This window comes from Methylococcus sp. EFPC2 (genome assembly GCF_016925495.1).
Classification (GTDB): domain Bacteria; phylum Pseudomonadota; class Gammaproteobacteria; order Methylococcales; family Methylococcaceae; genus EFPC2.
In genome coordinates this window covers 571,663-591,307 of sequence record NZ_CP070491.1, presented here as the reverse complement: position 1 = coordinate 591,307, position 19,645 = coordinate 571,663, and the positions used below count along the sequence as shown (strand labels likewise).

General features: G+C 58.7%; 18 protein-coding genes. 10 read left to right on the top strand and 8 right to left on the bottom strand.

All coding sequences use genetic code 11. The annotated features are described in order from the left end of the window. The first annotated feature begins 138 nt into the window (after positions 1–138). On the top strand, positions 139–909 hold the full coding sequence (locus JWZ97_RS02705) for a Crp/Fnr family transcriptional regulator (RefSeq protein WP_205433257.1): 771 nt from the start codon (positions 139–141) through the stop codon (positions 907–909). A 177-nt stretch (positions 910–1,086) separates the two neighbouring features. Then, the gene (locus tag JWZ97_RS02700; protein ID WP_205433256.1) at positions 1,087–1,794 is read left to right on the top strand and encodes a Crp/Fnr family transcriptional regulator; all 708 of its coding nucleotides are present in this window, start codon (positions 1,087–1,089) and stop codon (positions 1,792–1,794) included. On the opposite strand, the gene JWZ97_RS02695 is transcribed toward JWZ97_RS02700, so the two are convergent. The 7 genes from JWZ97_RS02695 to JWZ97_RS02665 form a co-directional block, all read right to left on the bottom strand. Then, on the bottom strand, positions 1,791–3,611 hold the full coding sequence (locus JWZ97_RS02695) for an ABC transporter ATP-binding protein/permease (protein WP_205433255.1): 1,821 nt from the start codon (positions 3,609–3,611) through the stop codon (positions 1,791–1,793). The two genes, JWZ97_RS02700 and JWZ97_RS02695, sit on opposite strands and share 4 nt — an antisense overlap. Before the next feature lie 84 nt (positions 3,612–3,695). Beyond that, on the bottom strand, positions 3,696–4,619 hold the full coding sequence (locus JWZ97_RS02690; RefSeq protein WP_205433254.1) for a hypothetical protein: 924 nt from the start codon (positions 4,617–4,619) through the stop codon (positions 3,696–3,698). Positions 4,620–5,000: 381 nt separating this feature from the next. After that, entirely contained in the window at positions 5,001–6,956 is a 1,956-nt protein-coding gene (gene shc / locus JWZ97_RS02685) for a squalene--hopene cyclase (protein ID WP_205433253.1), read from the bottom strand. Between the two features lie 19 nt (positions 6,957–6,975). Then, entirely contained in the window at positions 6,976–9,288 is a 2,313-nt protein-coding gene (locus JWZ97_RS02680; protein WP_205433252.1) for an EAL domain-containing protein, read from the bottom strand. Positions 9,289–9,443: 155 nt separating this feature from the next. Continuing rightward, positions 9,444–10,358 (bottom strand): transglutaminase family protein, encoded by a 915-nt coding sequence (locus JWZ97_RS02675; RefSeq protein WP_205433251.1) that lies wholly within the window; start codon positions 10,356–10,358, stop codon positions 9,444–9,446. Between the two features lie 77 nt (positions 10,359–10,435). Then, a complete protein-coding gene (locus JWZ97_RS02670) occupies positions 10,436–11,557 on the bottom strand; it encodes a DUF1207 domain-containing protein (RefSeq protein WP_205433250.1) in 1,122 nt (373 codons plus the stop codon). Further along, positions 11,554–12,000, bottom strand: coding sequence for a BON domain-containing protein (locus JWZ97_RS02665; RefSeq protein WP_205433249.1), 447 nt, complete (start codon positions 11,998–12,000; stop codon positions 11,554–11,556). Before JWZ97_RS02665 ends, JWZ97_RS02670 begins: the two co-directional genes overlap by 4 nt. A gap of 595 nt (positions 12,001–12,595) precedes the next feature. Here JWZ97_RS02665 and JWZ97_RS02660 point away from each other — a divergent pair. The 4 genes from JWZ97_RS02660 (at position 12,596) to JWZ97_RS19915 (ending at position 15,834) form a co-directional block, all read left to right on the top strand. Continuing rightward, entirely contained in the window at positions 12,596–12,946 is a 351-nt protein-coding gene (locus tag JWZ97_RS02660; RefSeq protein WP_205433248.1) for a four-helix bundle copper-binding protein, read from the top strand. A 37-nt stretch (positions 12,947–12,983) separates the two neighbouring features. Beyond that, entirely contained in the window at positions 12,984–14,396 is a 1,413-nt protein-coding gene (locus JWZ97_RS02655) for a sorbosone dehydrogenase family protein (protein WP_240342448.1), read from the top strand. Then, on the top strand, positions 14,374–15,195 hold the full coding sequence (locus JWZ97_RS02650; protein WP_205433246.1) for an alpha/beta fold hydrolase: 822 nt from the start codon (positions 14,374–14,376) through the stop codon (positions 15,193–15,195). The genes JWZ97_RS02655 and JWZ97_RS02650 overlap by 23 nt, the downstream gene beginning before the upstream one ends. Positions 15,196–15,615: 420 nt before the next feature. Continuing rightward, positions 15,616–15,834, top strand: coding sequence for a DUF2934 domain-containing protein (locus JWZ97_RS19915; RefSeq protein WP_240342447.1), 219 nt, complete (start codon positions 15,616–15,618; stop codon positions 15,832–15,834). 253 nt (positions 15,835–16,087) lie between these two features. On the opposite strand, the gene JWZ97_RS02640 is transcribed toward JWZ97_RS19915, so the two are convergent. Then, complete coding sequence (locus JWZ97_RS02640; RefSeq protein WP_205434524.1) at positions 16,088–17,131, bottom strand: IS5 family transposase; 1,044 nt, start codon at positions 17,129–17,131, stop codon at positions 16,088–16,090. A gap of 917 nt (positions 17,132–18,048) precedes the next feature. Here JWZ97_RS02640 and JWZ97_RS02635 point away from each other — a divergent pair. The 4 genes from JWZ97_RS02635 to JWZ97_RS02620 are packed head-to-tail and all read left to right on the top strand — an operon-like array spanning position 18,049 to position 19,484. Next, positions 18,049–18,363: a BON domain-containing protein gene (locus tag JWZ97_RS02635; RefSeq protein WP_205433244.1), complete on the top strand. Its 315-nt coding sequence runs from the start codon at positions 18,049–18,051 to the stop codon at positions 18,361–18,363. 14 nt (positions 18,364–18,377) lie between these two features. Next, positions 18,378–18,608: a YqjD family protein gene (locus JWZ97_RS02630; RefSeq protein ID WP_205433243.1), complete on the top strand. Its 231-nt coding sequence runs from the start codon at positions 18,378–18,380 to the stop codon at positions 18,606–18,608. A gap of 31 nt (positions 18,609–18,639) precedes the next feature. Continuing rightward, the gene (locus JWZ97_RS02625; protein WP_205433242.1) at positions 18,640–19,062 is read left to right on the top strand and encodes a phage holin family protein; all 423 of its coding nucleotides are present in this window, start codon (positions 18,640–18,642) and stop codon (positions 19,060–19,062) included. Next, on the top strand, positions 19,059–19,484 hold the full coding sequence (locus tag JWZ97_RS02620) for a hypothetical protein (RefSeq protein ID WP_205433241.1): 426 nt from the start codon (positions 19,059–19,061) through the stop codon (positions 19,482–19,484). Before JWZ97_RS02625 ends, JWZ97_RS02620 begins: the two co-directional genes overlap by 4 nt. Positions 19,485–19,645 lie beyond the last annotated feature (161 nt).

The window sequence follows — 19,645 nt, the reverse complement described above, 5'->3', positions numbered from 1 at the left end:
CACATGCCATCACGGCCATGGTATCGAGCGCTTCGAGATTCTTAATCGAGAGCCCGCAAACAGGTACCCCGAGGAATCTGATCGGGTCGACGGCGGGAGTCCTGCTCTTGCCTACTCCAACCAGAAACAAGGCTACGCATGACGGACCAACATGATCCTCGACAGAACTGTCTCCTTAATGCCTTGCCCGAAGCCGACTACGAGCGACTGGCGCATCATCTCGAACTGATTCCGATGGCACTCGGCGATGTCCTGTACGAGTCCGGGGACGAGGTGAGTTATGCCTATTTCCCCACGAGCTGCATCGTGTCCAAGCTTTACGTCATGGAAAACGGCGCTTCGGCGGAAATTGCCGTGGTCGGCAACGATGGCATGCTGGGTATCAGCCTCTACATGGGGGGCGGAACCGTGCCTCATCGGGCCGTCGTACAGAGTGCGGGCCACGGCTACCGTTTACGCGGGTATCTGCTAAAACAGGAGTTCAACCGCATTGGGGGACGCCGAAGCGGGGCGCTACACCATCTATTGCTGCGCTATACCCAAGCCTTGATTTCCCAAATGGCCCAAACGGCGGTCTGCAATCGGCATCATTCCGTGGACCAGCAACTCTGTCGCTGGCTGCTGCTCAGCCTCGATCGCCTCCCGTCGAACGAATTGACCATGACCCAGGAGTTGATCGCCAACATGTTGGGAGTACGCCGCGAAGGGGTCACCGAAGCCGCGGGGAAATTGCAACGCGCAGGACTGATCGAATACAGCCGCGGCCACATCAAGGTGCTGGACCGGCCGGGCCTGGAGGCCAGAGTATGCGAATGTTACCAGGTGGTCAAAGCGGAATTCGACCGCCTGCTCCCCCCCCCGCCTGCACAGGGTGACTTTTCGGATCAGCCGTTTGACACGGCGTCCTGAGTCGTATCGCGTGCCGGTCCGTATGCTGGCGAACCGACGGTCGCGAAATTTTCGGGTAGCTTGAGCTTTTGGCAATGCGGGCATTCGTTACCGGCCCGTCAAACTCCCACCGGGACGACATGGCCGGCTTATCCGATGCTGCCGGTGTGCTTTCCCGCTACTTACCGGAGAGTCGCCGTGCCGTCTACCCAAGCCGCCCCTGCCCACAATCGTCTGCTGGCCGCCCTTCCCGGCAAAGACCGTCAACGCCTGCTGAAGAACGCCGAGACGGTCGAACTCGGATTGTCCGATGTGCTGGGCAACTCCGGCGATCCCATAGGCTACGTCTACTTTCCCACCGGCAGTGTCATTTCCTTGGTGATGCCTATCGAGGGCGGCGCGGGCCTGGAAGTGGGGCTGGTCGGCCATGAAGGCATGCTCGGAATTACCCTGATGCTGGACGTCGACGTCGCGCCGTTTCACGCAGTTGTTCAGGGCGCGGGCGCCGCATTGCGCATCGCGGCGCCGACGTTTCTCGGCGAACTCGAACGCAGTCCCGCGCTGCAGCGGCAGCTGAAGCGCTACCTCTCCGTGTCACTGACCCAGCTCGCGCAAACGGCGGCATGCACCCGTTTCCATGTGGTGGAGGCGCGCCTCGCCCGCTGGCTGTTGATGAGCCAGGACCGGGCGCACTCCGACACTTTCCATGTCACGCACGTATCCCTGGCCACCATGCTGGGCGTACGGCGCGTAGGCATCACCAAAGCGGCGAACTCCCTGCAACAGCAAAAGCTCATCCGCTACCGCCGCGGGGACATCACCATACTCGACCGCACCGGTCTGGAGGCCGCTTCGTGCGAGTGTTATCGGGCTTGCGAAGAAATCTACCGGCGTACTCTGGGCTAGGGCCGAGCACGCCCGAACAATTTTTCGAACAAGGGCCCGGCTGCGGAATTGTCGACCTCGGCGGCGGCCGGTTTGATTTGTTGGGGCTGTGTGCGCTCTGCTATTTCCCAACTGCCCGAGCGGTCGAGCTTCAACACGCGGTCGTGATATTCGATCAGGGTGGTGCGGTGTCCGACGCTGATGAAGCCGATATGGGATTCCTTGAGTAGCTGATACAAGCGGGCCTGATTGTCTTCGTCGAGCGCGCTGGTAGCCTCGTCCAGAAATGCAAACCTGGGTTTGCGCAAAAAGAGCCGCGCGAAGGCCACGCGCTGTTGTTCGCCTATCGAAAGCACGTTGATCCAGTCCATCACGCGATCCAGATCGCTGTCCACGCGGTCCAACACATCCGCCAGATTGACCTTGCCCGCAACCTCGAGAATTTGCTCGTCGCTTACATCCTCATCGGGATACGGATAGCGCAACTGATCGCGCAGGTTGCCATCGATCATGTACGGACGCTGGGGGAGGAACATGATCTCCCGCAGCGGCGGACGTTCGAGCGCGCCGGAGCCGATGGGCCACAGCCCGGCGATGGTGCGCAGGACGGAGCTCTTGCCGGTGCCGCTGGCGCCCATGATCAATAGACTCTGATTGCGGCGCAGCTCGAAGGTCAGATCATTCACCAGCGTTTTCGATCCGTCCGGCGTGCGCACGATCACCTTTTCCAGATTCACCCTGCGGCTTTCATCGTCCACCTCCTGGCTTCCATTGAGTGCTACCCGAGCTTCCTCCGCATCGAATTCATCCAGCTCGTCCCACAACATGCCCAGGCGCTGGACTACCGCGACGTAGGCGCTCAAGCGCCCGAACTGCGTGATAATCAGCGACACGGCGGCCAAGACCTGGGCGAACGCCCCGGCCGATTGGGTGACGACGCCGAATTCCACTTCTCCGCGCATGAACAGCGGGGCAACGATCACCACCGGCAGAACGAGGGCGGCGTAGTTGTAGGTATTGACGAAGAACGCCAGGTTGCGATTCCAGCCGATGATGGTCAGCATGTTCAATACGGCCGCCCCCAGGCGGCTCACCAGGTCCCGCCGCTCCCGCTTTTCCCCGCGATAGAAGGCTATGGATTCGGCGTTGTCGCGCACGCGCACCAGGCTGTAGCGAAAATCCGCCTCTTTCTGATACTGGCGATAGCTCAAACCGACCAGCCGACGGCCGATGAGGATACTCAACCCGGTGCCGGCCACGGCGTAAACCAGCAGCACGCCGACCAGGGTAAGAGAGATGGCCCAGAGCACGCCGATGAATACCACCACCGTCACCGTAGCGTTCAGCAGGATGAGCAGGAAAGCCAGCGAGTCGAGGGTGAAGTTGCGCACGTCCTCGCTGATGCGCTGGTCCGGGTTATCGATGCTGGCCAAGCCGCGCAACCGGTAGTAAGCGCGGTTGTAGAAATATCGCCGGATCAGGTGCTGCGCCGTCCATTCCCGCCACAGCACGGCCAGCCGCTCTTCCGTCCAGCGGTAATAAACCCCGAGCGGGACCGCGAGGGCGAGGGTGCCAAGATACCGCCACAGAGAGAACCAGTAAGCGGGTACGTCCTTCCGCGCGATGGCGGTCATGAAGTCCCTCGCCACATAGCTCATGACCACCTGCGCGCCCCCTACGCACAGAGCCAGGGCGAGCAGGGCGAAGAAAAACCTGAACGCCCGGTGTCGGCGCTCGGATTTGAAAAACGCCTTGGAGATGATCCAGAGCTGCCGGCAGGTCTTGCGGAACGATGCCTTGTTGGCGGCGCTGTGGTCTTGTGGTGAGGACGGGGCCATACGCGCGACTCTCAGATATTTCCCGGGGTGGGCTGGAACACCTCGTTGAGGGTGCGCTCCAGGTTTCCTATCGCCTCCTCGCGTCTACTGCGCCATATCCTTTGCCGCGGGAAAGACCAAACGCAAGTCGCGCTGCCGGCGTTTGCTTTCCAGCATGGCGATGAAGACCGTCATGTCATCCGCACTGATCTTGCCGATGGGACCCGCCACCGCCCGGCCGGTGGCGGCCGCAAGCAGGTGGACATAGCTGGGATGGGGGCCACCCGCCAGATCCGAATGGACCAGCGCACCGTCGGTCTCCGACGGCTGCTCGCCCTTGCTGGCGAGAGTCCCCGGATTGCACGAGTCGATGACGATCAATCCGCTTTCCGAGACCAGTTTTCGCAAACCGGTGGCGAACAGCATGAAACGGTCGGGGGCCAAGCCTTCGGCCGACTTAGCGCTGAACAGCGGGTCCCGGCACACCCATTCGCAGGCCGCGATCTTGCCGCTGTCCCCCGCCGCATCCGGCAAGCAGCGGCGGGCGCAATCCGGGTCCAAAGGCTGAAACCGCGCCTCCAGCGCTTCGATTTCGCGCACGGGATCGCTGCCCAGCTTAAGAAGTTCCTGCCAGTGCGTCGCGATGAACTCGCTGAATGCCCGATTGCCGGCGATGTCGTAGGTGATCGTCACGGACTCCTGTAAGCCGGGCTGAGGCTCTATGCCCCGGGTCAGCGTCGCTACCCCGGCTACCACGACCCGGTCGGAGCGGACCAAGGTCCTGTCCAAAATCGGTCCGTCGAAGCCGCCATGACCTATCAATATGATGCGGTCGAAGATGGCCGATTGCTGCGCTAATTGCTCTATTTGCCGGTAATAGTCGGTCCACAAGCGGATTCCCGGCAGCCACTCCACCCGCGCGCGGTAGGTGTCTCGATAGAAGCGCGCGATGCCGGCGGCCGGGCGCTCAGGCCAGCGTTCGCTTTCTTGGGTGCCGTCGCGCTTGTGCAAGAGTGGGACGATCAGCACCCGCTCCGGCCGTCCTAGGCCAAAGGCAGCGCTCGTGCGCTCGCAAGCCGCAGCCGCGCAATATGGCTCTTGAGCGGCTACGCGGCTGTGCCCCAAGCAAAAGAGCGATATCGACAATATCCATGCGCCGAACTGCCCATACCAAGACGGTATCCGAAAGCCGCACCACGAACGGCGGCTCATACGCATTTCCCGGTCGTTGCTGTACGCATCCATAAAACCGCCGCTGACAAGTGGAAGAGTTCCCCAGGCTTAAGCGAAGGAATACGCGAAAAGGGCATTTCGGTCGGTACGGCAGCGAACAGACCCGATCTGTCAAACGGCCGATTTACAGTAAGGTCCGCGCTTCACCTGGGCGCGAAACCGGCGGAGCGATCCGGTTTATAACTGCTCGTTGCGGTAGCGGGCGAGAGCCCAGATCGGAAAATATTTGTCGTAGCCGTGATATTTCAGGTAGAAAACGGTGGGAAAGCCAGGCGCGTTGAAGCTCTCGTCCGTCCAGAGGCCGTCCGCTTGCTGGGTTTTAAGCAAATAATTCACCCCGCCTGCGACTTCAGGGGAGTCTGCTTCTCCGGCCGACAGCAAGCCCAACAGAGCAATCGCGGTATGGAATGCCGTGCTGCCGCCATATTCGCCGCGGTATTTGCTGTTCTGATAGCTGAAGTTATCTTCTCCCCAGCCGCCGTCACCGCGTTGCTTGGCCTTCAGCCAAGTCACAGCCTTGCGTATGGCCGGGTCGTGCTTCGCAACCCCGGCAGCTTCGAAGCCCGTCAGCACGGACCAGGTTCCGTAAATGTAATTGGTACCCCAGCGCCCGAACCAGCAGCCGTCAAGTTCCTGTTCGCTGCGCAGATAGTTGATGCACTTTTTGATGACGGCCTGATATTCCGGGTGGCGGTCTATCAATTTGCCCAGGAGCATGATGCAGCGACCGCTGACATCGGCGGTCGGCGGATCGATCAGGGCACCATGGTCGGCAAACGGAACGTGGTTGAGATAGTGATGGGTGTTGTCGGCGTCGAAGGCACCATAGCCGCCGTTGCGGGATTGCATGCCTGCGATCCAGGCGCCCGCGCGTCGGACGTTCTCGGCAAAATCCGGGTTGCCGGCCTGATCCAGGGCATAGGCCACGACCGCCGTGTCGTCGACGTCGGGGTAGTAGCTGTTGCCGAACTGGAAGGCCCAGCCACCGCCCGGCAGATTGGGGCGCCGGTGTTGCCAGTCGCCCGGTTCGTCCTTCAATTGTTTGCCGGCCAGCCAGCGCCGGGCGGATTTAAGGGCTAGTCGGGTGCGTGGATCGCGCTCGCGGCGGTCGACCTCCTGCAAGGCCAGAACCGCCAAGCCGGTATCCCAGACCGGAGAGACACAGGGCTGGCAGTAGGCCCACTCATCCTTGACGACCAGCAAGCGGTCGAGTGCCGCTCGCGCGATCCGCCGCTGTTCATGGTCGACGGGGAGCCCTAAGTAATCCATGGCTTCGTAGGAGTTCACGATGGCCGTGAATATCCCCCCCAGGCCATCGTAACCGTTCAATCGTGCCATGAACCAGTCGCGCGCCTTGACGGTCGCCTTCCGGCGGACATAGCAGGGAATCAGAGGCTCCAGCATCCGGCCGATGCGATCGAGTGCCAGGATGGCCTTGCCCAGCGGCGTTTTGACGTGGGAGAAATAATTTTTCTCCTTCTCCGGAGGCGTAACGAACAGTTCGGCGATGCCGATTTTGTAGGGGTTGCGCGCCTTGACCCGGTAGGTGCAAAGGATGGATAGCGGAACTATCACGGTACGCGACCAGTAGGAAATCTTGTCCAGATGAAACGGGAACCAGCGGGGCAGCAACATGATTTCCACGGGGATCAAGGGGGTCGCTCGCCAGGGAAGCTGCTCGAACATCGCCAGCAGGATGCGCGTGAAGACATTGCCCCTGGCAGCACCACCCCGGGGGTGTATCCACTCGCGGGCCTTGATCATATGCGCCGCGTGGCGCGAGTCGCCGGCCATTTTCAGGGCGTAATAAGCCTTGATGGTGCAACTGATATCGCCTGCGCCGCCGGTGTAAAGCGGGTAGCTGCCATCCGCAATCTGCCTGGTGCGGAGAAAGTTGGCGATCTTGGCCTGGAGCCCCTCGTCGATCTCATCCATGTAGTTCATGAACAGGATGTACTCGGACGGAATGGTGCAGTCTGCTTCGAGTTCGAATACCCAATAACCGTCTTCCCGTTGCAGGCCGAGGAGACGCACCTTGGCTCGTGCAATCGCGCTGTCCAGAGTTGACGGTGCATGGGAGTAAGCGGTGTCAGCGGAATCCGCCGCGGAACGCGAAAGGATCAGGCTCGACATGCCGGCGTTTCCTTCGATTTCACTTTACTGATGGATCGGTCGGCGGCGGCGTACCGGTATCGGCGCTACCTAAGCATTCCTTCCGGGCCAGGGTCGTGAAAGCTTCCGGCGACATCGCGGCGCTGTGGTAATGGCCTTGATAATAGTCGCAGCCTTGCGTCCGCAGGAAGTCGAGCTGCTCCGCCGTTTCGACTCCTTCGGCCAGCACTTTCAAACGCAGGATATGGCCCATGGCGACGATGGCAGCGGCGATTTCCCTATCGTCCTGTTGCTTCGGAATATCCTCGATGAAGGTCTTGTCGATCTTGATCACGTCCAGCGGGAAGCGCTTGAGATACGCCAGCGAGGAATAGCCGGTGCCGAAGTCGTCGATGGCGAGACGCACCCCCAGGGCCCGCAAACTCAAAAGGATCTCGACGACTTCTGCCTCCCTTTCCATCAGGGCGCTTTCGGTCAGCTCCAACTCCAGGCACGCGGGGGGGTAGCCGGTTTCGCTCAGGACGTTCGCCACCGTCGCACTGATGTCGCCATGGCGGAACTGGTGCGACGACAGATTGACGGCCAGTTTCAGCGGCGGTAGACCGGCCTCGATCCACCGTAGGCCCTGGCGGCAAACTTCGCGCAGTACCCAACCGCCGATCATCGCGATGAGGCCGGTCTCCTCCGCCACCGGGATGAACTGACTTGGCGGGATCAAGCCCTCGGTCGCGTGATGCCAGCGCACCAAGGCTTCGGCACCGACGATACGGCCGGACGCGATCTCTATCTGCGGCTGGTAGTAGACCCGCAGTTCGTCGTTGGCGATGGCGCGACGCAACAAAGACTCCAGTTTGATCCGCCGACGGGCGGCATAAGTCAGGTCGTCCGAGAAATATTTAAAATTGCCGCGCCCCTCGGCCTTGGCCATATAAAGCGCGGCATCCGCCTGCTGCATAAGCTCTTCCGAGGTCTTTCCATGCTCGGGAAACAGGCTGATACCGACACTCGCGCCGATGCGTACTTCCACGCTATTCGACAAGCGCCAGGGCTCTGCGAGGGCATCGATGATCTCGGCTGCGACCAGTGCCGCATCCTGAGGATGCGATAAATCGTCCAGCAACACGGCGAATTCGTCGCCGCCCAATCGCGTTACCGTGTCGATGCCGCGTAGCCGATTCGTCAGGCGGTGGGCCACCTTTTGCAACAATTCGTCGCCGGCCAAATGGCCGAAACTGTCGTTGACGTCCTTGAAGCGGTCCAGATCCAGCATCAGCAGAGCCAGCGATTTTCGCTCGCGGCGGGCAGCGTCCAGGCTGTGTTCGAGGCGGGCGAACAGCAACAGGCGATTGGGCAGGCCGGTGAGCGGATCGTGATGAGCCAGGAAGTCGAGCTTGGCGGCTGCATCCTTGAGTTGGCTGATGTCGGAAAAGACGCCGACATAATGGGTGAGCCGGCCGTTTTCGTCTTTTACGGCCGTGATACTCAGCAACTGCGGATACACTTCTCCATTCTTGCGGCGGTTCCAGACTTCGCCATGCCAATACCCGCTTGCATCGATCTCGGCCCATCGGGTGGCGAAGAAGGCGGCATCGTGACGGCCGGACTTGAACAGCCGCGGGGTCTGTCCGAGCACTTCCGCTGCGGAATAGCCGGTGATTTCGCTGAAGGCCTGATTCACGATGAGTATGCGTTCTTCCGCATCCGTTACCATGACGCCCTCGCGGGCGCTGTCGAACATGGCAGCAGCCTGGCGCAAGCGGTCCTCGATGGCCTTCCGTGCGGTGATATCGCTGACCGCGATGCGGCACACGGTGGCGCCATCAGGGCTTTCCGCGCGGTTTGCTTCCAGCCGAGCCCAAAATGGCTGGGCGCCCTGCCGGATCAGCCGCAATTCGACGACTTGCGGCTCGCCGCACGCCAACAACTGCTTGCGGTGCAGGTAGAAAATGTCTTGATCGGCGGGAAGAATGCACCGCGACATGGGCTGATTTATCAAGGTGTTACGCGTCATGCCCAATAAATCGGCGACGGTGAGATTGGCTTCCAGGATCAAGCCCCGCTCGTTGAGGGTGAAATAACCCACTGGCGCCTGATCGTACAAATCGAAATAACGCGCCCGCGAGGCTTCCAATTCCGCCTGGGTACGGCGCAACTCCTCGTTCTGCATTTCCAGTTCGATCTGATGCACCCGCAGTTCGTGCAGCAGTTGCCGCGCCAGCTCGGACGAGAGCGATTCGGGGATTTCGGTCAGTAATGCGGCTTTTGCTCGGGCGATATCCTCGGCGCGGCGACGCAACGGCAAGCCGGGCGCAGGTTTTTCACCGTATTTCGTTCCGAACGTTTTTTCGACCATGGCCTGCTCCTAGGCTGCGTGAGCCTCCTAAGTTCTAAAGCACCCGAACGCATAAGCGAATGTCGCCGACGTTACACAGCAGCGGGCTGTGCCGAATTGGGCGCAGCGGAGGTCGCGTGTTCAGCTTACTCTCTACGCGCAAATATTTTCCGAATCTATACGGGTTGGACGCGGGGTAAATCGTCGACTTCAGCCGCTGAAGCTATTCCATCCGGGATTTCGGCGACCTCTACCACTACTTGCATCACAGGCGACTGACGGGTGGCGGCGAGGAACGAACCGGACACGGGGGGCACCGACTCCGGATGCCGGCCGACGGCCAAAACGATGTGCTCGTTCCCGACAAGCTGGCCGTTGGTGGAGTCGAAGCCTTTCCAACCGGCACCGGGCAGGTAAACCTCGGACCAGGCATGGGTAGCGCCCAGGCCGCGGGCGTATAGGGGTGAGCACTGATAACCGCTGACAAAACGCGCCGCCAAGCCCAGGTAGTGACAGGACTCGCAAAACAAAGCCGCAAAGTCGCGGCAGGAGCCTGCGCGTTTGGCCAGGGTGGTTGCCGGCGTTTGCACGCCCGGTTCGTCACGTTGCCGATAGGTGAAGTCGCGTGCTATGGCGCGGTTGATCCGGTCGAGCAGAACATAGGTTTCCACCCCCTGACCGGGTTGCCAGAACGCTTGCAGCCACGTATTCACCAGCGGTTCGGCCGGAGAATAGATCGGCAAAATATACGCGCATAGATCGGCATACTCGGCGGGATCGTAGAGGAAGGGATAGCGTACGGCGTGATCGGCCACCCAAAAATCCAGAGGCCGATCGTCATAATGCTGGAGGACGATGCGGCTGTCGATGCAGAGCCGATTGCCCGGTTCGGTAAAGGTCGCGACAGCCACGGTGTTGTCGTAAACGTCCCGCTGCCATCGCAGATCGTGCGCCGGATAAATCGCCAGGTCGTTGGATTCGATACGGACGTCGTGTCCTTCCCTTGGATGCAGGAGCAATTTGTGCGGGAGCAGAGTTACCGTCTCCGCATACTGGTAAGTGGTGACATGCTTTATTTGCAGGCGCCGCATGGCTGTCGCTCCCGAATACACGGCCAAGTCGCTAGGCATTCCGTCAAAATATTCTGGCCGTGTCTATATCAATATCATCAGAAATGATAATGCGCGCCTAAGCCGATATATTCCACTTTTTCTTTATAGAATTGACCGCTTGGCGTATAGCCATTGTAGTATTCGGCGAGAATCTGCAGCTTGCGTCCCAATACTTGCAAGGTATCATTGTCGAACTCGACCCCCGCCCTGGCCGATATGTCGGTACTCCAGTTGTTTTCATCGTAATTCTTGATATCGGTGGCAATGACCGGACGCAAGGATGCAAAATCCAGGCGCCAAGGGCTGCGGAACTCGATACCGTATTGCGCCGACCAAACCCGGAGGTTCGATGGCTCCCTATGGAACAAGCCGCCCCCGCCGCCGTAGATGCGCACCCCGAATGGAAGCTCGTAAGAGAGCTTCAGGTCCGCGCCTTCGTAGCTCAGATTCACTCGCTCGAACTTGGAATGTATCCGCCGCAGCAGAAACTCGTCGCCTAGATGCGAGCTCTGATGATAAATACGCCCAAAAGCCGAAAACTGGCCCGCGCGCGCGCTCGAATAGGCTGCCGCGATAAAATCGGTATTGATTAAATCGGAAGACGAGGCATTCAGGTTGAAGTCGCTAAATACCCCGGCCTGGATGCCGGCTTCCCATTGTGCGGTGGATTGTCCGAAGTTGCTGCGGTAGAAAGGTATCGTTTCACCGAAGCTAACGGAACCTATGTCCCTGCCGTCGAAATTGCTGCTCTGGTAGTTGCGGTAAGCCGCCGAGAAATGAGCCCAGCGCGTATCCGCCAATAACGGCTTGAATAAATGACCGGATGGTAATAAACCCGTCGACAGGATAATCTGTTCGTTTGATGATGCCGACACGTCACCGGGTCTCCGGGTCGACGTCATGCCATCGGTGGCCGCCGATATTTTCACCGCCTTAACGCCGGGGATTTCCGAGATTATCCTTACCGCTCGGTCTCGATCGCTTGCAGGTAAACTGTCCGCCGGCAGGGTAATAACGCCATCCCGTACGGTCAGAGACGGCATATTGAGTTTTAGGTCGTGCTTCAATACCCCGGCGGCATAACCGGAAATATAAGCGTCGTCTGCGATGTCGGCATGGGCAAGCGATGCGCACACCAGGGCCGCCGCCAAGGCTGTGATATGTCGTAAATCTATCATTTTTCGCTCTGTAAGCGCGTATCGACAACCAGGTCGGTGTGCACCGATTTGACATTTTCTTGGCTCCAGGCGATTTCCGACGCTCGACCTATGTTCAGTTCGGAGTCCACTTTCCCACTGAGCTTTACCACGCCGTTGACCGTAGTAACCTCTATACGCGATGCACCGAGCAAGGGTTCGTTTGATATCGCCGTTTTGACCTTCAGGGTAATAACCGAGTCGTCGATATATGCGTCGGTTTTGTCGGCCTTTTTGTCCAATGACTCCTTGGCGGCTTCAATACTTTTCTCGACTCGCTTGGCCGCACGATCTATTTCTTGCCCAGCCTTTTCCGCCGTTCCTTCTTGTTGGCAAGCTGTCAGACCAAGAATTGCGGACAAACAGGTAATCGAAAGACAGCCCTCCAGCGGATATATTCGCTTGTATCCATTCCTCGTTTTCATGATTTATTCCTTATGCAGGTGTCTCTAAAAATAAAGCGTTCGTGGGAAAGAGACATTACGGAAAACAAATCCGCCGTGTTCGGAACGAGCGCAGTGCACTGAAAACTCGTTGGGATTTTAGCTACAAAATAACGTGCACTCTGTGCGGAAGCACACATAGGGCAATCGACAATTAGGTTACCGATCAGATCACCGACCCAGATAACCCGCGTTTGGGCCTAGGACGCGACCGAGAATGGGAAAGAAGACCCACACGAGTCACTCGTGTGCGGCGATTCGGCCGCACCCCGGCGTCCGCGGCGATCGCCGTCGCGGCACGATAGACAGGGGCGGAGAGAGTCTGCCGAAAATCTATGCGCGCTAGCGTACCGACTTGAGGCCAGGGTGCGCGTAGCCTACTCAACACGGTCATAGCCGATTGTGCGATAGCGATGGTCGGACTTGGCCGACGCCGATTTATCGTCGGTTGCGGTTCGCCATCCGAAGGCTTGCTCTCGAGCGGTGGGCAGCTTTCGTAATTGAAGCGGCTTGAAGAGTCATCTTTTGAGCCCTGTAAATAAGGCAGCACTTGGTTTCTTCACCTTGGGAGAACGACATGCATCAGCCAGCCCTCACCGAACACGCCATGCAAGCCTGTATAGAGGCTTGTAGCCATTGCCATCAAATCTGCCTGCATACCGCCATGAACCATTGCCTCAAGGCGGGCGGAAAACACGTTAAAGCAAAACACTTTCGTCTCCTCATGAACTGCGCCGAGATCTGCCAGCTATCGGCCAATTTCCAGCTCGGCAGCTCCGTTTTTCAGCATCGCCTTTGCGCGATCTGCGCCGAAGTCTGCGAGGCATGCGCAACGGACTGCGAAGAAATCGGCGATATGGATGAATGTGTCCAGGCCTGCCGGGAATGCGCCGAGAGTTGCCGGCAAATGGCGGCCGTTGAGCATTAAGGGTTTATCGGATGGATCGTGGCTCGCTCCTATGGCCATGTACCCAACACGTGCGTTGCTGCTCGCAGCGTTGGCGATAGCCGCTACTGCCTGCGGCGAGTCGGCTAAATTGCCGTTCGCAGCCGGCGTCGGCACTCATCCCCAATTGCCGCCGCCCAACACCAGCCTGATTCCCACGATTAACATCGCGCGGGCTGTGGGCTGGCCTGCGGCTGGGAAACCGGTGACGGCGAATGGGCTGACCGTAAATGCCTTTGCCGGCGGACTGGACCACCCTCGCTGGCTTTATGTGCTGCCGAACGGCGACGTATTGGTGGCCGAAACCAACGCTCCGGCCAGGCCCGAAGATGGGAAGGGCATCAAGGGCTGGGTCATGAAATGGGTCCTGAACAAGGTCGGCGCGGGCGTACCCAGCGCGAATCGCATCACGCTGTTGCGCGATGCCGATGGCGACGGTATGGCGGAAACCCGGACGGTGTTCGTCGAAGGGCTCAACTCGCCTTTCGGCATGGCGCTGCTGGGTAACGACTTCTACGTGGCCAACACCGATGCATTGGTGAGATTCCGCTACACGCAAGGCGAAACGCGGATCGCTGGGCCCGGAACCAAGGTGCTGGACCTGCCGGCGGGCCCGATCAATCACCACTGGACCAAGAATCTCCTCGCCAGTCCCGATGGGACCCGGCTCTATGTGACCGTGGGGTCGAACAGCAATGTCGCCGAGAACGGCATGGAACAAGAAGTCGGCCGCGCTGCCATCTGGGAGGTGGATCCCGAGCGCGGCAGCCATCGCATTTATGCGACGGGGCTGCGTAATCCCAACGGACTCGCCTGGGAACCGCATAGCGGAGCGCTTTGGACCGTGGTCAACGAGCGCGATGAACTCGGCAGCGATCTGGTGCCGGATTACCTGACTTCGGTAGTCGACGGCGGCTTCTACGGCTGGCCTTACAGCTACTTCGGCCAGCATCGGGACGAACGCGTGCAGCCTCACCGGCACGACCTGATTGCCACGGCACGCGTGCCCGATTATGCGCTCGGATCGCACACCGCTCCGCTCGGCCTGGTTTTTTCCGATGCCGCCGTATGGACGGCGCCGTTCGACAGCGGGGTTTTCATCGGCCAGCACGGTTCCTGGAACCGCAATCCGCCGAGTGGCTACCGAGTCGTCTTCGTGCCTTTCCGGGGCGGCAAGCCGCACGGCGAGCCTATTGACGTGTTGACGGGCTTTCTGAGCAGCGATGGTGAAGCGTATGGGCGACCGGCGGGCGTCGCACTCGACCAGCGATCGGCCTTGCTGATCGCCGACGATGTCGGCAATACGGTCTGGCACGTGACGGCGTCGACCGCACCCGCTGGCGCCGGCTTGCACCGGCAACGTCGGCGTCAAGCAGAGAACCTCACTCAAACGATGGGGAAATCCAGCCATGAGCACGATCACCACCGATGACGGCACCGAAATCTACTACAAGGACTGGGGCGCGGGACCGGCCGTAGTCTTCAGCCACGGCTGGCCGCTCAGCGGAGATGCCTGGGAAAGCCAAATGGTCCATCTGGCATCGAACGGCTACCGCTGTATCGCCCATGACCGGCGCGGTCATGGGCGGTCGGCTCAACCCTGGAACGGCAACGAGATGGACACCTATGCCGATGATCTGTCGGAGCTCATCGAAAGGCTAGAACTGACCGGCATCACCTTGGTGGGACACTCGACCGGCGGCGGGGAGGTCGCGCGCTATATCGGCCGCCACGGAACCCGGCGGATCGCCAAGGTCGTACTTATGGGCTCGGTGACGCCGCTGATGCTCAAGACGGACACCAATCCCGTCGGTTTGCCGATCAAGGTGTTCGATGATATCCGCGCCAATGTCGCCGCCGACCGCTCGCAGTTCTTCAAGAATCTCACGACGCCATTCTATGGTGTCAACAGGCCTGGCGCGAAGATCAGTCAAGGCATCCGCGACGCATTCTGGTTGCAGGGCATGCAGGGCGGCCTCAAGAACGAACTCGACTGCATCAAGGCGTTTTCCGAAACGGACTTCACCGATGACCTCAAGAAGATCGATGTGGCTACGCTCATAATCCACGGCGACGACGACCAGATCGTACCGATCGGCGCTTCGGCTCACGCCACCTCGCAACTCGTCAAAAACGCGACGCTTAAGATTTACCCAGGTGGCCCGCACGGACTGGCCGACACGCACAAAGAGCAGCTCAATGCCGACCTGCTTGCCTTTCTCAGGGCCTGAGGATGGCCCCTGCGCTGTGGATAATGCCGGGTATATCCCGCGCTCCGCGGATGGCACTGCGCAAAATATCCCGATGCGTTGGCCCTGTTCTCCCTATAACTCAGACGACACGGGGAAAACCGGCCATGCCAACTCAACACGACACCCCAGGAAAAAACCATGAACACGATAGCCAAAACGATGACTGCTCTGCTGTGCCTTACAGTCTTTAGCACTGCCACATTCGCCGAGGAGAAAAAGGTCAGATCCGATCGGTAACTGTTTCATCTTATGTGTGCTGACGAACAGACCTTTTTGTCCAGAGGAGACATAATGTTCACGTATAGTAGCAGAGAAGCACTAGAACCGGAGCTACCAGTGAGCTATGTGCCGGAGTATGTAGATAGGTTATTAAACGCAATACACTTGAAGGCGAAAGCTATGACCCGAAAACGAAACGAAGCAATGCAAATAAATGCCCCGCAATCCGTGGAGATTGACTACGATCTTTATCGGCAGTCCGTCGCCGAAGCGGCCTATTACAAGGCCGAAAAAAGGGGCTTTATCCCGGGATTCGAAGCGCAGGACTGGGTGGAGGCGGAAGCCGAGTATTCTTTGCCGGCTTCCGGCGGCGCAGCGTCAAAGCAGTATGAATCTTAAGCCGGATAGCCAGAGCCTGCGGCTATGCTATGAGCGGCCCTTTCCTACGGCGAGACCATTTTACTGCCATAGGACGGCGGTAGCGATTTCAGCCCATGGGCACCTCGAAAAACCCCGGTTTTCATGAAAATCGGGCTGAAATGACCTGAGCGGGCCGGGGTTCGTCCCGACTTTCTCACCCTTCAGTGGCGATTCCCTTTGGATGGGTCGCCCGGTGGCTCCTCATTGAGGACTTTTCGGGTCAGGATGGGCCTTAAAAGTCCACCACACCCGCCTGTTTCAGGTAAACCAGCCGCTTCAGGTTGTAGCCGGCAGCCATCATGGTCATGGCGAAGTTCGCCCGCGCCTGGCCGATGGTGCGGATGAACTTGCCGCCCATTTGCGCGATGGCGGCAAAGGGATGCTCGACCCGCGCACGGACCTTGGCGATCCGTTGGTTGCGCTGCTTCTGACATTCCGAAAGCGGGTGATGGCGTTGGCCCTTGCGCTGGATGTGGTTGCGATAACCCGCTTCCTGGAGCTTGGCCTCCCGTTCCGCACTCGGATAAGCTTTGTCGGCATAGACGTCCCGGCTGGTATTGGCGGTGTTCAACACCGCCTCAAAGTGCTGGCCGTCATGCGTGGCGGCGGTGCCGGTCCCGATCTTGCGGATAACCTTGTAGCGCTTGTCCACATTGATGGAGAGCTTGTAGCCATGGTGGCTCTTGCCATGTTTCTTGGTCCAGGTCGCGTCCAGATCTTTTTGCCGCCGCTTGGCCGGGCTCCAATCTGCCGGCATGGCGTCTTGCTTGAGCTGTACCTTATCGTCCTGGCTGAAGCGCTGCTTCGGCGCAGGGACCAGGGTGGCGTCGATGATATGGCCGCCGCGGGCGATATAGCCATGCTTGAGCAACTGCCGTTCGATGCCGTCGAACAGCGCCTGGGCGCCGGCCTCGCCGATGCGGTTCTCGAAGGTCCACACCGTGGTGCGGTCCGGGATGCTGGCCGAATCCGTCAAGCCGCAGAAGCGCTGGTAACTCATCCGATCGAGCAACTGGTATTCCATCTGCTCGTCCGAAAGGTTGTTGACCCGCTTGAGAAACAGGATGCGCACCATCGTCTCGGTGGGAAAAGGCGGCCGGCCGCCTTGCAGGCTCACCGGGCGGGGCGCCACCCGATCCACTTCCGCGGCCAAGGCGGCAAAGTCAATGTGGGTCTCGAAGGCCACCAGCGGATCGCCCATCCGATCAATCTTCTCCTTGCGCAAATCCGCCGCAAACAGGTCGGTCTTGATCGCGCTCTTTGGCGACTTCGGCATCTTCGGTTTAGTCATGTCTGGGACTCAACACACTGATCGACTACAAGTCCTATTTTACCGGGCGCGGCGCGGACAAAGGAGGTTTTTCGAGGTGCCCCCATTTCGGCCCGAGTCAAAAAAGTTGAATTATCGGCAAGCATTTCCATTTTGACGCGTTCAGTCATCTATAGACTCGGCCGTAAATTCGATGGGTCCCGTTTGCGCCGAACTCGTCGAAATCCGCCTTTCGACATGCGCAACAGAAACTACATTTCAGGGCTGAGTAATCACTTGCGACCGTTTTCGCATATCAGGACAGCCTGCTCTTCAGGTCGATATTTCGAACCCCCACGCCAGAAAGTTTTCCTCGGGTTGCAAACTCGTAAGGCGTCCCGTTCTTTCGCTTATGTACGATACCGTACCGACCTAGGTCGATTTTACGGATACTATGCTTGCCAGGTCGTCATCGTATAGCTTGTCTTTACGCAAAGCGACTCTGCCCGAACCATCACGTACCGACTATAGCGCATATCAACTATTAAACCGGTCATAATTATCCGTACAAAAATACCGTGCGGAGCCCAGCAAGTCTGGACTATCCGATATGCGATATTTTGTGGCCAGATTAATATGAAGGGAAGATCAAGGGAGGCAACGCCTTGATATCCGTACATACGGATAACTACGAAGAGTGTTCGAAGGCAAAGAAAGTTTTCTAACATGCCCAAGCGGAAGACGTCTCATCGACTGGCGAAAGTTCGACATAAGCGAATAGATAGTCCAACCCTATTGGGTAGGGAGTCCGCTAAGCACTGAACCAGTTTTGGGAGTTTCGCTTGATCATTAGTCGAACTGGTTAATGTGTTTAAAACTTGTCGCGACAGGCCGGCCGTCCTGAAGCCAAGCCTGCCGGGATACGTATTTAAGGAGATTTAGTCATGAAATACCTTATTAAAATTATTTCGGCATTTTTTCTGGTCCTTACCTTGCTGACTGCCGTGGGTTGCGCATCCACGACTAAGCACGAAGGAACCGGGGAGTATGTCGACGACAGCGTCATCACCGCCAAGGTCAAGGCACAATTGTTCGATGAACCCGATTTGAGATCGGGGCAGATCAATGTAGAAACCTTCAAAGGAGTGGTTCAATTGAGCGGCTTTGTCGGTTCTCAAGCCAATATCAACCGTGCGGTCGAGATCGCGCGTAGCGTCAGCGGCGTGAAGTCGGTCAAGAATGCCATGCGTCTCAGATAGAAGAGGAAACGATCATGGAAACAATAGACACTGTATCTCATTCGGCGCACGAGGCGGTCGATAAGATTGCCAATGCGACCAATAAGGCTGCGGAAGCGCTGGGTGAAAAGGGAGAACAATGGAAAAATGCCGAGCAGCGCTTGGCGGAGAATTGCCGAACTTATATTCGCGACAATCCCGTAACCTCGCTGGGTATCGCGGTAGCGGCCGGCTTTCTGTTGAGTCGATTGTTGAGCGGACGTTAAATCGTCAAGCGACATAGAGCCGGCATCCAAAATGGATGATATGCCGCGGCACGACAGGACGCGCGCCGATCAGCAAAGCGGTTCCGGCGTGCTGGAAATGGCGCGGTCCTTATGGCATGAGCTGCGGGGGCTAAGTCACGATCGCCTTCGGCTCGCCGGGCTGGAGACTAGGAGGGCGGGCGAGAGCCTGGTGGTCATGATCGCGTCGGCTTTGATGCTTGCCGTGCTGCTTAACGGCGCATGGATTGGACTGGTCGCTGCTGGAGTGCTGGAGTTGATCGAGCATGGTGTCACGGTGACTGACGCCATATTGTTCGCCGTCGCCTGCAACCTGCTGCTTGCCTTGATCCTCTGTGGCGTAATACGGCGCAAGAGTCGTTATCTACAGTTCCCTGCGACACTCCGCAGTCTTGATCCATTACCCATGGAGCGCCAAGAAGGGGAGAGGGTATGATGGCGACTTATTTCTCAAACCGAAGCAAATCCAAATTTCTGACGGCTCAAATCCGGGATGCGGAGCGGCAAGTGATGTATCGTCGACAGGCGGTCGGCGATCGCTACGCGACGCTGGTCCAGACGACACACCAACAGATGACCGCGCCGGCCAGTTTGCTGCTGGCTGCCGGCATTGGTTTTATCATTGGTGAGCTCACCCGGCGTCAGAGCACCAGTCTCCGCATTGCTGCAGATAAGGCGCCTGCCACCGAGACAACACCTTTGACGAGCGCACTGAATCTATTCACCACCGTCCGCACTTTATACATGGCCTTGCCACTCGCCTGGCTGATGAAGCTCCTGCGTTCTTTGGGTGCGCCGGGACCCGCGCCCGAGCCGCAGTCGAAGACCCATCGGATCGCTCGTACCGCTGCATCTTGACGAGTGCGAAAGAGCCCAAGCGCTGAACTGCTACTCGGACATGCTATTTCGCATTGAACGGGGATAAAAAAGCGCAGCATAAGCTGCGCAAAACGTCGCCATAGCAAGTTATACGAAGAGCTTCCTGGAGTGGTGTTCCTTTCAGATTTATATTTCAGGAT